The sequence below is a fragment of the Pyxidicoccus caerfyrddinensis genome, assembly GCF_010894405.1.
Lineage (GTDB): Bacteria > Myxococcota > Myxococcia > Myxococcales > Myxococcaceae > Myxococcus > Myxococcus caerfyrddinensis.
Genome location: NZ_JAAIYA010000004.1, coordinates 287,464 through 302,174, shown reverse-complemented (window position 1 = coordinate 302,174; position 14,711 = coordinate 287,464). Strand labels below are relative to the sequence as shown.

The 14,711-nt window shown below is 70.5% G+C and carries 11 protein-coding genes; 6 read left to right on the top strand and 5 right to left on the bottom strand.

Annotated features, from left to right (window positions below; translation table 11 throughout):
- Positions 1-32: 32 nt before the first annotated feature.
- The 3 genes from G4D86_RS11640 to G4D86_RS11630 form a co-directional block, all read right to left on the bottom strand.
- Entirely contained in the window at positions 33-680 is a 648-nt protein-coding gene (locus tag G4D86_RS11640; RefSeq protein ID WP_163992715.1) for an HAD hydrolase-like protein, read from the bottom strand.
- A gap of 61 nt (positions 681-741) precedes the next feature.
- The gene (locus G4D86_RS11635) at positions 742-1,977 is read right to left on the bottom strand and encodes a J domain-containing protein (RefSeq protein WP_163992714.1); all 1,236 of its coding nucleotides are present in this window, start codon (positions 1,975-1,977) and stop codon (positions 742-744) included.
- A 117-nt stretch (positions 1,978-2,094) separates the two neighbouring features.
- On the bottom strand, positions 2,095-4,500 hold the full coding sequence (locus tag G4D86_RS11630) for an endonuclease MutS2 (protein ID WP_163993227.1): 2,406 nt from the start codon (positions 4,498-4,500) through the stop codon (positions 2,095-2,097).
- Between the two features lie 75 nt (positions 4,501-4,575).
- Between G4D86_RS11630 and G4D86_RS11625 the strand changes: the two genes are divergently transcribed.
- The 5 genes from G4D86_RS11625 to nadD all read left to right on the top strand — a co-directional run bounded on the left by G4D86_RS11625 (position 4,576) and on the right by nadD (position 9,222).
- Complete coding sequence (locus tag G4D86_RS11625) at positions 4,576-5,316, top strand: tetratricopeptide repeat protein (RefSeq protein ID WP_163993225.1); 741 nt, start codon at positions 4,576-4,578, stop codon at positions 5,314-5,316.
- Between the two features lie 68 nt (positions 5,317-5,384).
- The gene (locus tag G4D86_RS11620; RefSeq protein WP_163992712.1) at positions 5,385-6,734 is read left to right on the top strand and encodes an adenylate/guanylate cyclase domain-containing protein; all 1,350 of its coding nucleotides are present in this window, start codon (positions 5,385-5,387) and stop codon (positions 6,732-6,734) included.
- A 41-nt stretch (positions 6,735-6,775) separates the two neighbouring features.
- The gene (locus G4D86_RS11615) at positions 6,776-7,957 is read left to right on the top strand and encodes an exo-beta-N-acetylmuramidase NamZ family protein (RefSeq protein WP_163992710.1); all 1,182 of its coding nucleotides are present in this window, start codon (positions 6,776-6,778) and stop codon (positions 7,955-7,957) included.
- Positions 7,958-7,975: 18 nt separating this feature from the next.
- A complete protein-coding gene (locus G4D86_RS11610; protein ID WP_163992708.1) occupies positions 7,976-8,647 on the top strand; it encodes a hypothetical protein in 672 nt (223 codons plus the stop codon).
- Between the two features lie 14 nt (positions 8,648-8,661).
- Entirely contained in the window at positions 8,662-9,222 is a 561-nt protein-coding gene (nadD, locus tag G4D86_RS11605) for a nicotinate (nicotinamide) nucleotide adenylyltransferase (protein ID WP_163992706.1), read from the top strand.
- On the opposite strand, the gene G4D86_RS11600 is transcribed toward nadD, so the two are convergent.
- Entirely contained in the window at positions 9,219-12,416 is a 3,198-nt protein-coding gene (locus G4D86_RS11600) for a TolB-like translocation protein (RefSeq protein ID WP_163992704.1), read from the bottom strand. The genes nadD and G4D86_RS11600 overlap by 4 nt on opposite strands.
- An 85-nt stretch (positions 12,417-12,501) precedes the next feature.
- On the opposite strand from G4D86_RS11600, the gene G4D86_RS11595 reads away from it, so the two are divergent.
- Complete coding sequence (locus G4D86_RS11595) at positions 12,502-13,827, top strand: hypothetical protein (protein ID WP_163992702.1); 1,326 nt, start codon at positions 12,502-12,504, stop codon at positions 13,825-13,827.
- On the opposite strand, the gene G4D86_RS11590 is transcribed toward G4D86_RS11595, so the two are convergent.
- On the bottom strand, positions 13,817-14,680 hold the full coding sequence (locus G4D86_RS11590) for a Rossmann-like and DUF2520 domain-containing protein (RefSeq protein ID WP_163992700.1): 864 nt from the start codon (positions 14,678-14,680) through the stop codon (positions 13,817-13,819). The genes G4D86_RS11595 and G4D86_RS11590 overlap by 11 nt on opposite strands.
- Positions 14,681-14,711: the final 31 nt, after the last annotated feature.

Below are 14,711 nucleotides of genomic sequence, written 5' to 3'. Positions count from 1 at the left end.
CGGCGTCCGCGAAAAATCTTCCTGACCGGGCTTCAGCGGGCCGGGGCGGACCAGCGGCTCACGTACCCGGCGATGTCGCTCGGGTGCTCGGCGATGGCGTCCGGCCCGGCCTGTCGCAGCACCTCCAGGGCGTCGGCGCCCCAGCGCACGGCGATGACCTTCACACCGACCTCCCGGCACGCCGCGATGTCACGCAGCTCGTCGCCCACGTAGACGAGCTGCTCCCGCTGGAGCCCGGTCCGCTTCATCATCGCCCGCATCAGTCGGGCCTTGCCGAAGACGTTGCTGCTGCAGTGGATGCCCTCCACCAGGTCCTCGGCGGCGTGGTGCCGCAGGAAGGCCCGGATGTTCTCCTCGCGGTTGCTGGACAGGATGAGGACGTGGAGCCCGCGGCTCCTCAGGTCCTTCAGCAGCTCGGGGATGCCCTCGTGGAACTCAATCGAGTGCATGGCGCTCCGCAGGGCGCGGCCCACCTGCACCACCAGCCAGGGCAGGCGGTATGGAGGCACCTTCAGCCGGCGGCACCGCTCCAGCATGGAGAGCCGCCGCAGCTCCTCCAGGTTGTCGGCGGTCAGCTTCCCGTAGTGGTGCTTCTCGGCGAGCTCGTTGTACAGCCGGATGACGACGTCCTTCGAGTCCGCCAGCGTTCCGTCAAAGTCGAAGACGACGTGGGTAATCACGGGGCCGCATCCTGCCGCAGGAAGGGGCAGGGTGGGGACGGTGCTGCGTCAGTCAGTTGGCCTACGACGACTGCTTACGGACCCGCTCCCACGCTTCGATGATGCGGCGCGTTTCCTCCTGCGCCAGCGCCTGCAGCTTGGGTCCGAGCTGCGCGACCTTGTCGGGGTGGTACTGAGCGACCAGCGCGAGGTAGGCGCGCCTCACTTCCGGCAGTGGCGAATTCGGAGCGACTCCGAGCACCTCCCACGGTGACGGCGGTGGCGGCGCCCTGGGGGCGACGGGTTCCTCCGGCTCCTCGGGGTCCTCCTGCTCGTCCTCGTCCTGCGGCGCTTCGTCGGGCTGCGTCTCGTCCTCCGCGGCTTCCTGCTCCTCCTCGTCGGCCTGCTCCTCCTCGCTCGCTTCGGCCGGAGGCTCCTCGCTGTCAGCGGGTGGAGCGAAGCCCACGCCACAGGTGGAGCACAGCAGCTTCTCCTGCTGCCCCCCGGCCTGCAGCGGGACGACGCGCGTATCGAAGCAGTCTCCGCACACGATGTTCCGGCACCCCTCGCAGCGGGCGGCGGACTGGGCCTCCTCCAGTCCCTGGCCGCATCGGGGACAATCGTCTGGCAGCGGCGCCTCCTCGCCGCAGCGCACGCAGAAGGCCCATGCCCGGTCGAGGCTGCTCTCGCACCCGGCACACTCCAGGTCGCTGTCCGCGTGTTGCCAGTGCTTCGCCTCGCCACACCAGGGACAGAAGGGCATGAGCCAGGCCAGCTTCCCCGCGCACGCGTCGGAGTCGCAGTCGAACTCGAGCCTGAAGCCCCTCGTGACGGGCTGGGGAACGTTGTCCTCCTCGAAGGACTCGCCACAGGCCCAGCAGCAATTGAAGTGGCGGTGGGACGGCGCTCCGCACGCGTCACAGACCGGGCTGCCGGGCTCGGCCTTCCAGGGGACCTCGTCACCGCAGCCGGGACAGAAGCCCATCCATGGCTTCACATCCGCGTGGGTACAGGACTCGCGCGCGGCGCGGGCCGCTCGCTGGCGCTGCCCGGGTGGGGCGGGGAAGAGCGGCGTGTCGCCCCGGTCCGTCACGACTTCCCACAGGCAGGAGCGGCACACCCGCCCCCGGACCTTCCTGCTCTCGTGGCCGGGCACACCCACGCGCTTGCGGAAGGCGCCCGCTTCCAGCAGCTGCGTGCTCACGCAGGTCTGGCACACGGCGTCGCCGCAGACCTCGCACTTCCCCGCGAGGCGGCGGCCCCCGAGGCCCAGGAGGCCGGACGTCAGCGGCTCCAGGCAGCACGGACAGGCTCGCATGCCTTCTCGAATGCCCCAATCCGCTTCCAAGGTCCAGAAACCACCGGGGCCGGAGGCCGCGCACCCAGCAGCGGCTTCCGGCCCCGGTGTACTCCTGGCCCTCACGGGCTTCGCGAGCTACGCCCGCAGCGACACCACCGTCACGCCGTCGCCGCCCTCGTGGGCCTCTCCGGGGCGGAACATGCGGATGTACGGAGACGCGGAGAGATAGTCACGGATGGCCTGCTTCAGCGCGCCCGTGCCGTGGCCGTGGATGATGAGCGCGGCCTCCTCGCCACTGCGCAGCCCCCCGTCCAGGAACGCCTCCAGCTCCTTCAGCGCGTCGTCCGAGCGCATGCCGCGCACGTCGCAGCGGAAGTTCGTCGCCTCCACCTGCGCGGGCGCCGCCGAGGCCGCGCGCTTCAGTGCCGCGTCCTGCTTCTGCCGCTCGGGGAACTTCGCCTGCTGGGGCTTGCGCGTGCGCGAGCCGGACAGCTCCGACGTGGGCACCCGCATCTTCAGCGCGCCGCCCGCGGACACCAACGCGTGCGAGTCCGTCAGCTCGATGATTTCCACGTCCCGGGCGAGCCCCGAGTGGTGCACCCACGCGCCCACCTTGAGCGTCGCCGGTCCGGGCGCTTCCACCTGGAACAGCTCCGCCTTCGCCGTCAGCGCGCGCTTCTGCGCCTCGTCCGCCCGCTGCTGGAGCTGCAGCCGGGCCTCCGACAGCGCCTTCTCGTTCTGCTCGGCACGCAGCTTCACCAGCAGGTCCTTCACCTCGGCGGCGGCGTGCTCGCTCGCGGCGTGGACGTCCTCGTTGAACTGCATCATCCGCGCGCGGCGCTCGCGCTCGAACTGCGTCTTCTGCTTCTCCAGGTCCTCGCGGAGCGCCTCCGCCTCCTTCGCCGCCACGCGCGCCCGCTCGAGCTCCTCGTGGAGCTTGCGGCGCTCCTCCTCGGCCGCCGCCAGCGCCTTGGACAGGGGACCGCCGGCATTCAGCGACAGCTCCCGCGCGCGCTCGCACACCTTCTGGGGCAGGCCCACCCGGGCCGCCATTTCAATCGCCGAGGACTGGCCCGACGCGCCAATCTGCAGGCGGTACGTGGGCGACATCCGCTTCGAGTCGAAGCCTACGCGGGCGTTGAGGAAGCGCGGGTCCATGTGCGCCAGCGCCTTCAGCTCCTCCAGGTGCGTGGTGACGAGCACCACCACGCCCTTCGCCATCAGCTCCTCCAGCACGGCGATGGCGATGGCCGCGCCTTCGCGCGGGTCGGTGTCCGCGGCGATTTCGTCAATCATCACCACCGAGCCCTCGCTGGCCGCGGCGATGATGTCGCGCAACATCGTCACGTGCGCGCTGAACGAGGACAGGCCCTGGGACAGGTCCTGCGCGTCGCCCACGGTGGAGTGCACGGAGCGGTACAGCGGCATCCGCGAGCCTTCCGCCACCGGAATGGGCAGGCCGGCGCGGAGCATCAGCGTGCACAGGCCCACGCCCGTCAGCGTCACCGTCTTGCCACCCGCGTTGGGGCCGGAGACCACCAGGGCCCGGGCCTCGCCGATGAGCGTCACGTCGTTGGCCACCACGTCCGTGCCCCGGAGCACCAGGCGTGGGTGCCGCAGCATGCGCAGCTCCAGCTCCGTCACCCCAGCGAAGGTGGGCATGGTGGCGTCCAGGTCCGCGGAGAGGATGGCCACGGCCTCCACTTCGTCCAGCTCCGCCACCGCCGCCAGGCCTTCCAGGATGCGGACCGACTCCCGGCCGAGCAAGTCACTCAGCTCCTGGAGCACCCGCCGCTCCTCTTCCGTCACCACCGACTGGGCGATGGCCAGGTCGTTGCCCAGGCCCACCATGGCCTGCGGCTCCATGAAGAGCGTCTGGCCCGTCTGGCTGGCGTTGTGGACGATGCCGTCCACCTCGGAGCGGTAGTTGGACACCACCGGCACCACGTAACGCCCGTTGCGGATGGTGTAGTAGTTCTCGCGCAGCTTGGGCAGGAAGCTCTCGTCGTGGAGCAGCTCGTCCAGGCGCGACTTGATTCTCCGGTGGAGACCGCGGGCCCTGTCGCGGGCCTCGCGCAGCTCGGGGCTGGCACGGTCGGAAATCTCACCGTCGGGCTCGAAGCACTGGTCGATGCGCCGGGCCATGGACTCCAGCATCGGCAGCCGGCGCGCGATGTCCATCAGCTTGGGGACGCGCTCCTTCCGCTCGTCCAGCGCCTCACGGGTGCGCACGAAGGCGAACAGGAGCTGGGCCGCGTCGATGAGCTGGCGGGGCTCCAGCAGGCCGCCCTTGGCCGCGTGGCCGATGGCGGTGCGGATGTCCACCACTCCGCCCAGGGGCATGGAGAACTGTTCGTGTGAGAGGGCGCGGGCCTCGGCGACGAGCGCGAGCGCCTCCTCCACCTGCTCGGGGGTGTCGAGGAACGGGCGGGCGAGCACGCGTTCTCTTCCGGGCTCGGTCCGACAGCGTTGGGCCAACGCGCGGAGCACTTCCGAGAAGCCGAGGTCTTCGAGCGTCCTTTGGGATATCTGCACGGTCATGGGTTTCATGCGCGGCCGCTCGGCCGTCAAGAGGATCTGTTGAGGAGCCCGGCTCGGCTCTGCTATCTGCCGCCCATGAAGTGGGTCTTCATGGCGACGCTGCTGGCGGGCGCAACCGACGCGGCGGAGCCTTCCACCCTGACGGCAACCCCGTCACAGGTGTCCGCGCCGGCCCCCGCCTCGCTCCCGGAGGCCCTGGCCCTCGAAGCGGCCGGGGACGACGCGGGCGCGCTCGCCGCGGTGGAGGCCCTGGTCCGGGCCCGACCCACGTGGGAGCTGCCCCGCCTGGAGGCGGCGCGGCTCCTGTTGAAGATGGGCGGCGCGCTGGAGCAGGCCGAGGCCCACCTGAACGCCGTTGCCGACGTCGCACCGAATAACCCCCGCGCCTGGTACTTGCGCGGCCTGTTGTGGGAGGAGCGGGGCGACCGCATGCAAGCCGTGCGGGCATACGAGCAGGCTGTGCGCTACCGCGGCTCGTACGAGGAGGCCCGCTTCCGGCTCGGAGGGCTGTGGGCGGCCCAGGGGGACTGGCTCAAGTCGGAGCTGCACTACCGGTACCTCGCCCGGGCGAAGCCGGAGTGGGTGCAGGTGCGCCTCCAACTGGCGGAGGTGCTGGAGAAGCAGGAGCGCCCGCTGGACGCGGAGACCGAGCTGTTGGCCGCGAGGAGCTTCCAGCCGGACAGCCCCCTGGTGCTCCGGCGTCTGGCCGACTTCTACGAGCGGACCGGGCGGCCCCAACTGGCGCAGAAGGTTCGCAAGTCGATGGAGCCGCAACAGAAGCGCCGCATGCGTGAGCTGAAGCCTTCGCGTCGCTGACAGCAGCCGGGCATGCGCGGCGTCATGGCGATTGCGCCCCGGGCGTCGGCACGTACACTGCGCCGGCTTTGAAGACCGCCAACCTCGCCATCGTCTTCACCGACATCAAGGGCTTCACCGAGCGGACCAGCCGGCAGACGCTGGAGGAGAACCAGCGCCTGTTGCAGGTCCACAATGCCCTGCTGGCGCCCCTCTTCAAGGCGTTCGGTGGCCGCATCATCAAGTCCATCGGTGACGCCTTTCTCGTCACGTTCGAGTCCCCCACCCAGGCGGTGCTCAGCGGCATCGCCATCCAGGACCGGCTCTGGCACCACAACCGCAACGTCGCTGAGCCCGAGCAGCTCCACGTGCGGGTGGCCATCAACGTGGGCGAGGTGCGGCTGGAGTCCAACGACGTCTTCGGTGAGCCGGTCAACATCGCGGCCCGCGTGGAGGGGCTCGCGGAGGCCGGCGAGGTGTACTTCACCGAGGCAGTCTACCTGGCGATGAACAAGGCGGAGGTGCCCTCGAAGGAGGTGGGCGCCTTCGAGCTGAAGGGCATCCCCGGGAAGATTCGCGTCTTCCACGTGCCCCGCGCGCCGTACCGGGTGGAGGCGCCGTCGGCCGCTACCATCGCTGACGCGCCGGGTTCGGAGGTGATGCCACCCTTCGGCAACCTGGCGCTGTCGCGCGTGCCGGAGTCCTCGCTGGGGCCGACGATGGACCTGGGGCAGCGCGCGTCGGTGCTGGGCCAGCGCGCGGCCGCGGGGGCGTCGGTGCTCGGGCAGCGTGCGGCGGCGGGCGCGACGGTGCTGGGCCAGCAGGCGTCGGTGCTGGGGCAGCAGGCGCGCACCATGGGCGGGTCGGTGTTCTCGCGGCTCGTGGCTGCGTTGCCTCCCGGGTTGGGTGCGCGGGTGCGGACGGTGGCGGGTGAGCGGCGCAAGGCGCTGGTCGGCCTGGGCCTGTTCGCGGTGGTGGCCGGCGTGGCGGTGGTAGCCTTCGGCGGCGGCGCGGCGAAGCGGGCCATCAACGCGGTGGAGGATGCCCCCGAGCAGGAGCGGGGGGCGCTCGCGAAGGAGGCCCGGAGGCTCATCCGCGAGGAGAAGGACGCGGGCCGGCGCTACTACCTCGAGGGTCAGCTGGAAGAGGCGATGGGCAACGTGGCGGGCTCGCTCAGCGAGTACGGCCGCGCGGTGAAGGCGGGCAACGGCGCCGCGGAGGACCGCATCATCGACCTGCTGGAGCATCCGCAGTGCGGCGTGCGCTCGGCGGCGGCGTATTCGGTGGCGCAGCTCAAGCTGGAGGACGCCGTGGGCGAGCTGGAGGACCTGGCGGACGACGGCGGGCCGGACGACGGCAGCGGCGGCATCCTCGGCATGGGCAAATGCGACTCGAAGAAGGCCGCGCAGAACGCCCTCAAGAGCTTCAACAAGGATTGAAGGCCCGGCCCGCGAGGCCCGCCTCGAAGGAAGGGAACACCGTGACGAAGGTGAAGACGGGACTGGATGTCTGGGTGGAGCAGGGCTTCTCCGCGCTGAAGGGCAAGCGCGTGGGCGCCATCGTCAACCCCACCAGCGTGGACTCGCGCTTCCGCCACCTGGCGGACCTGTTGGCCGGCACGGCCGGCGTGAAGCTGGCCGCGCTCTTCGGCCCCGAGCACGGCATCCGCGGCGAGGCGCAGTACATGGTCGCCGTGGGCGAGGCCCGTGACAGGCGCACCGGCGTGCCCGTGCACAGCCTCTACGGCTCCACCTTCGAGTCGCTGTCGCCCCGCCAGGAGTGGCTGCAGGGGCTGGACGCGCTCGTCTTCGACATCCAGGACGTGGGCAGCCGCTACTACACCTACGTCTACACCATGGCCCTGGCGATGAAGGCCGCCGCGAAGGCGCGCGTGCCCTTCTACGTGTTGGACAGGCCCAACCCGCTCAACGGCGCGGCCATGGAGGGCAACCTGGTGGGGGAGGGCTACCGCTCCTTCGTCGGGCTGTACGCGCTGCCCAACCGCCACGGCATGACGGCGGGCGAATTGGCCCGGCTCTTCAACGTGCAGGAGGGCTTCGGCTGTGACCTGACGGTGATTCCGTGCGAGGGCTGGCGCCGCGGGCAGTTCTGGTCCGACACGGGGCTGCCATTCATCTCCCCGTCGCCGAACATGCCCACGCCGGACACCGCGCTGGTGTACCCGGGCATGTGCCTGGGCGAGGGCACCAACGTCTCCGAGGGCCGTGGCACCTGCCGCCCCTTCGAGCAGTTCGGCGCCCCATGGGTGGACACGGACTCGCTGCTGGCGCGGCTGGCGAAGGAGGACCTGCCGGGTGTGGCGTTCCGCGCGGTGGGCTTCACCCCCACGTTCGACAAGTACAAGGGCGAGTCCTGCAACGGCGCCTTCATCCACGTGACGGACCGGCAGGCCTTCCTGCCGCTGCGCACCGGCGTCGCCATCTTCCAGGCGCTGCATGACCTGGGGCCCGGGAAGTTCGACTGGCGGGCGGACGCGTACGAGTTCGTCGAGGACGTGCCGGCCTTCGACTTGCTGTGCGGCACGGACCAGGTGCGCCGGGGAATCGAGGCGGGGTGGCCCCTGGACCGGCTGATGGAGGGGTTCTCCGCCCAGGCAGATGGCTTCGCGAAGCAAAGGGCGCCCTACCTGCTGTACGCTTGATCGTGGGGTGTTCCACACGTGATTGGCGTCTTCTCCGACAGCCACGGCGACCTGGCGGCCTTCGACGCGGCGTACGAATTGCTGCGCGCGAAGGGCGCGCGACGCTTCATCTTCGCGGGGGCGCGCTACACGGACCTGGACGAGTGGGTGCTCTGGCGGCGGCAGAAGGCCCGCGGCGGGCGCGAGTACTCGGACGTGGACTTCCTCGCGGACGTGTCGAACTGGCTGGGTAGCCAGGACGCACTGCCGCGCACGCCCGCGCGGGGGGTGGCTCCGGCGGACGTGGCCTCGGAGGATGATCGGCGGCTCGTGATGGAGCGCTTCCTGCGCGTGCCGGAGCGTGAGTCGCTCCAGTACAGGGATCCGTCCATCAACAACAAGGCGATGGACCTGGTGGGTGACACGCTCTGCTGCGTGGTTCACGACAAGAACGACCTGACGCGTGATGACCTGCAGAACGCGGCGGTGTTCATCCACGGGAAGGAGTCCGAGCCGAAGGTGGTGCAGATCGGCCCGCGCTACTTCATCACCCCGGGCCGGCTGGTGGGCGCGGCCGAGCAGACGTGCGCGCTGCTGGAGAAGGTGGACAAGGACCTGGGCTTCTCCGCGTTCCGGTTGGACGGGCACGTGGTGGTGGAGCCGCGGTTGCTGGTGCTGGAGAAGAAGTCCTCGAAGCTGACCCTCAAGTGACGTGAGGCCCTGACGTGCAGGTCGCGCTCCTCGGAGGTTCGTTCAACCCGCCCCACGTGGGACACCTGATGGCGGCTGGCTACGTCCACGCGACGCAGGGCGTGGACGAGGTGTGGTTGATGCCGACCTGGCAGCATCCCTTTGGCAAGCAGATGGAGGCCTTCGAGCACCGCGTGGCCATGTGCGAGGCCCTGTGCGCGGAGACGTCTGGCTGGCTGAAGACGACGTTGATTGAGCGCGAACCTGGGCTCACCGGGCGCACGGTGGACACGCTGTCGCTGCTGGTGAAGCGCTATCCGGACGTCGAGTGGTCGCTCATCATCGGCAGCGACATCGTCAGGGATTTGCCCAACTGGAAGGACTTCGGGCGCATCCGGGAGATGGCGCGCGTGCTGGTGCTCTACCGCGCGGGCTATCCGGCGCCGGAGACGGTGGGGCCTCCGCTGGCGGAGGTGTCCTCCACGCTGGTGCGGGACATGCTGGCGCGGGGGCAGGAGCCGACGGAGCTCGTGCCTGCGGGTGCCATTGCGTATGCGCGGGCGCGGGGGTTGTACGGGCTGGGGAAGCGTCGCTAGAGGCCGACGCCGAACAGGTGCAGGTCGCCCAGGCCTCGCTCGAAGCGCCAGGCGTACTGGTAGAAGAGGGTGACGGGCACGGCCTGCCCGAAGGTGAGGCGCAGCGAGGCCGCGCCTCCGACGGCGCCGAGGTTGTTCCGGTTGTCCACGCGCGCCAGCGAGCCGAAGCCTTCCACCTCGAAGTCGCTCACGAAGAGGGACGGGAGAATCCAGAGCGTGGAGGCCCAGCCGTAGTCGATGGGCACTCGGTAGCGGTAGGTGGCACTGCCGATGAGCGCGCTGCGGGCTCGCGTCGTCAGGTCCTCGTAGCCGCGCAGGTACTCGCTGAAGGCGATTCCGGGCTGCAGCACGAGGGGCAGGCGGGACGTCTCCTTCGAGCCGCGGCTGCTGTACCAGACCTCTCCGGCGCTGATGCCTCCCACCTCCAGCAAGTCGACGGGCGAGCCGGGAAGGAAGCGGGCCACCGCGGTGAGCTGGAGGTTGTCGTTGCCCGTGAAGGGCAGGCCGCCCAGGAAGCCGTCCACGCCCAGCCGTATGTCGCCCAGCGTGGACTCGCGGAAGAACGCGCCCGGGTACAAGCCACCCGCCGCTGACAGCCCCAGCCCGCGCTGCGTGCCGCCGTACGAGGTGGAGTCACCCGCGAAGTACGAGACCGACACCTCGGGGCCGATGAGCTTCGTGACGAGGCCATCGAAGCGCTCCGTGCGGTCGTACTCGCGCCGCAGGGCCAGGATGCCCACCGTCACCGGTGTGGACCAGAACGTGCGCGTGCCGAACAGCGTGCCTTGCAGGTCCGTGCGCGTGTTCTCGCGGATGCGCGCGGCGGAGGCCAGCACGTACCACGGTGCGAGCTGCGCGTTGCCGTAGGAGAGGGTCACGCTCGGCCCGTCCTCCTCGGTGCTCGCGGACAGCAGCAGCGAGTACGCGTGGAAGCCGAGCCGGTCTTGCCCCGACAACGCCAGTCCGCCGCTGACGATGGTCTTGTCGGTGTCGTCCTCGTCCGTCGTCAGCAGGATGTACGGGAGGCGGAACTCGGGGATGAAGAAGCCCTCCAGCGTCGAGTAGCGCTCGTCGGAGAGGATGTTCAGGTCAACGCCCGGGTCGGGCGGGGAGACCACCGGCGTGTCCAGGTCCGCGAGCGCGGTGGGTGCTTCCGTGGACACGGGTGCATCTGCCGGGGCAGGGGGCGCGTCCTGTGGCTGTTCACCTGGACTGCCCGCGAGGTCTTCGGTCGGAGGTGGCTGCGTCGCCGTGTCAGCAGCCTGCGGGGGAGTGGGTGGGGCGTCAGCCGATGGTGATGGGAACTCCGCGAATTCTTCAGTCTGAGCTGGCGGAGTTTCATCCGGTGGGGGCGACGGGACTTCGGGTGCGGGGGGCGTGCTCTCTGGCTGAGTCGGCGTCGCTACGCTCTCCCCGCCCGGCACGGGCGCCACCGGTGCATGGTCCACGGTGAAGTTCGTTCCGTCCCGGTTGAGGAACGCCACCTCGTTCGTCCCAAGGGGGCTCGCGTCCATCACCAGGTGCGGTGCATCCGTGATGCGCGTGACCTGCCGCGTGGCCACCGTCATCACGTGCGCCTGGAGCCGGCCCTCGTGCTCGCGCAGGAACACGATGCGCTCCGCGTCCAGCCAGTGCGGCGAGTAGTTGAAGAGCCCGTCGTGCGTCAGCCAGCGCAAGCTCCCATCCGCCTCGCGCAGCACCAGGTCCCAGCCGCCGTTCCCCGCGAAGGGGAACACCATGCGCGTCCCATCCGGAGACACCGTCGGCGGCCCGATGGACGCGCTCGCTTCGAACTTCGTGAGCGGCTCCCGCCGCCCCGACTCCAAATCCAGTCGCACCAGGTTGGCCGTGTCACCGCCGCTGATGCTCACGAAGACATAGCCCGTGCCATCCGGCGTGACGTCTCCGCCCATGCCCTCCACGCCGTCCCACGTGCGCACCACCTCGCCCGTGCGCGCGTCCATCCGCCACAGCCGCGCCGTGTAGCCACTCTCCGTGTTCAGGTCCGCCATCACCAGGTACAGCCACGCGCCATCCCGGCTGAACGACATGCCGCTCACGAGCGACGAGCTGCCCAGCACCCAGCGGCGCCCCGGCAACAACTCCACCAGCGGTCGCTCGAAGCGCACGCTTCCGTCCGCCTCGCGCACCGTGAGCCGTGTGTATTCCTCCCGCCCCACGCTCACCAATGCCGTGGCACCGCTCTCCGGATGTGACGCCAGCCGTGAGAAGTAGCCCGCGTCCTTCAGCCACACCCGCTGCGACGCCGGCCGCTCGCGCGCTGCCAATCCCTGGCGCAGCACCTGCGTGTACTCGTTGAACAGCGAGCCAATGTCCCTCCCGTACACGCGCTTGAACCGCAGTGTCACCGCCAGCGGAGGAAGCAGCGACTCGCCCTGCTCATCAATCAACTGCCACAGCTTCTTCTCGCCGTACTTCGCGGCCAGGTACTCCACGAAGTGCATGCCGGTGAGGTAGTTGCCACCGAACGGGTCCAACGCCCGGTGCTCGGGAGAGAGATATCCCGGGTCCAGATCGCCCCCTTGCGCCTGCGCCGCGGACTCGAACCAGCCGCGCCACACCGGGCTGTGCGGGCGCCCCGTGTCCTTCCCGAAGCGGCCCTCGTAGTACGTGGCCAGCCCCTCCAGGAACCACGACTCGGTGAACGAGTTGGCCTGGAACAGGCCCCCTGTCACCGTGTTGAGGAATCCCAAGACGCCGTCCGTCTGCTGCAGCTGCACGTAGTGCACGGCCTCGTGGCAGGCCACGTCGCCGATGTCCACCTCGCCCAGATTGAAGAGGTGGAACAGCTCCAGCGTCACGTGCACGGGCACCACCATCTGCTGGGGCGTGCTCGCGTAGTCCGGCACCACGTATGCGTTGTTGAAGTCCGAGCTCGTCAGGTAGACGAGCACCCGCTCGCGCTCCGTCCGGCTCCAGACCTGGCCGCGCAGCCGCTGGACGCAGCCCTCCAGCCTCGCCGCCATCCGCAGCGCCGGGCCCTTCAGCGACGCGGGGTAGTAGAGCTCCAGCGAGGACGTGGTGAGCTTGCGCATCTCCTCCCGAGCGAACGACGCCTGGATGTTCTGCGGGAAACGAGGTGTGACGAAGGCACACCCCGCGGTTGTCAGCAGGAGGAAGGAGGCCAGGGCATGCCAGCAAGGCAGCCGGCGGGGGGCGGGCATGCGGGGCATCCTAGCGGGCACAAATCGTAGCCACGACCGCGTTTTTCACGGTATTGGGAGGCGCGTCGCCTCCCTTTCGATTCTGGATTCCTCCATGTCCGATCCCGCCGCTCCCCAGGGGTATCCCGTTCCCCAGCACGTCCACCAGGCCCAGTCCCAGGTCGCCGCCGCGCTCGAGAAGTCCGAGGGCAAGCCCGTCGATCTGCTCAAGGCGCCCTGGCAGGACGTGGAGAAGGCCGTCATCAAGCTGCTCGGCGGCCCCTTCCAGGTGAATCAGCCGGAGCACCAGACGCTGGCGCTCGGACTCGCCGGCGCCTTCGCCCTGCGCCTCATGCAGGAGCACCAGGCCTTCTGGTTCCCCAACCGGGACTCGCCCGAGGGCGCCACGCTGGGCTTCCCCGACGCCATCATCATGCTGTCGCCGTTCGGCGCGGTGATGGACTCGCTCGGCCAGGGCAAGCTGGCCCGGCTGGACGACCTGGCCTCGGACATCCGCCGCTCGCTGGGGCAGGCGCGCCTGAGCGTCAACCCCGCCCAGGCGCTGGGCACCCAGGCCCAGAAGCTGTCGCCGGTGGACTACCAGCGCCTGTTCGACCCGGGCTTCCTCCAGTTCGTCGTCCTGGACCCGAACAAGACCAAGACGGCGCTCGACACGAAGCCCGACGCGCTGAGCCGTGACGTGCGCAACGCGCTGGGCCGTACCCAGCCGCCCCTGCCTCCCGAGGCGAAGCAGCAGTTCGACGGGCAGATCGTCCAGTCCCTCGCGCGCCTGGATGCGACGAAGCCGCTGCTGGAGCAGGCCGACCGCGCCCCGCGCCTCGCGGAGCTGATGGCGCACCTGTGCGGCACCATCGGCGGCACGGGCTCGGCGCCGGAGGACTTCTGGCACGAGGTCGTCCTGCCGCTGCTGTTCATCGGCAACCCGGCGAGCTTCCCGCCGCTGGATGACGAGGAGCTGGAGGCGTTCCGCCAGGGCGTGGACGTGCTGCCCCTCTTCGTGGACATGGTGCCGTACGCGCACAAGGCCCCGGACGAGGGCCTGCTGGGCGCCTTCGAGATGAGCGACATCGGACTGGTGCACCCCGGCTTCGCGAAGATTGGCGCGCTGCGGCTCATCCGTATCAACGCCGCGCGCATCAAGCCGCTGCTGGACCAGTTCGACCCGGCGAAGACGGCGGACACCCTCAAGCGCTTCACCGAGTACCTGGCGAAGTCGGCCGGCAAGCCCGCCACCGCGACGCCCCAGGGCGACGAGATGCTCAAGGCGGCCCTCACGCTGCTGGCCGACCTGAAGCGCTCGGTGACGCAGGTGCAGGGCGACCTGTGCCTGCGCCGCCTCACCGAGGCGGAGGCCGCTTCCGAGCAGGCGCTGGCCGTGGTGCGCAAGGCCCTTCAGGGCTCGCTCATCATCACGGCTTGAGCAGTGGCTCCAGCGCGGCGCGCGACTCGGGGCGGAGCCGGTCTCCGGCCAGCTCCAGCGCGCGCCGCGACAGCAGTCGGTAGAGCGGGGCGACTTCTTCCGGAAGCGCCTCGAGGTGGGCTGACACGACGCCCGCGTCCCCCCGGACGATGGGCCCGGTGAGCCCGCCGGAGAGCCCCCGGGCCTCCACGCCCCGCAGCGCCGAGCGCATCAGCGGCAGCAGCGCCGCCAGCGCCGCGTCGGGGGGAATGCCCGCCGCGCCCAGCGCCGCCACCGCCGCATCCGCCAGCGCCACCAGCCCGCCCGCGCTCATCACCGCGCCCGCGTGGTAGGCCGCGCGGTGCGACTCCGGCACGTCGAGCACCTGGAGCCCCACGTCCCCGGCCATGCGGCGCAGCACGTCCCGCAGCGCGCGCGAGCGGGTGCTCACCGCCACCGCGTGGCCGGCCAGCGAGTCCCGGGGCGAGGACACCGCGCACAGCGGATGGAAGGAGCCGCGCGTGCGCCCCTTCGCGGTGCCGAGTGCGTCGAGCGACAGCGCGCCCGCCGTGTGGACGAGCGCGGCGGAGCGGGGGAGGGTGGCGGACAGCTCCTTCGCCACGGAGGGCACCGCCGCGTCGGGGACACAGAGCAGGACGACACGGGCGCGCTTCAGGTCCGCGGGGGTGGCGGACTTCAGGCCCAGGCCGTCCGCGCGCTCCTGGCCTTCGGTGCCACGCGAGTGCAGTCGCACGGACCAGCGCTTCGCCGTGAGTGCCAGCGCGAGCGCTCCGCCGAGCCGGCCGGCTCCGACGATGACGACGGGAACGCGTGAGGCGCGGGGGCTGCGCTTGCGAGCGGCGGTGTCGGGCATCGCGACCTCGGGTTCCTTCGGTGCGGGTGGC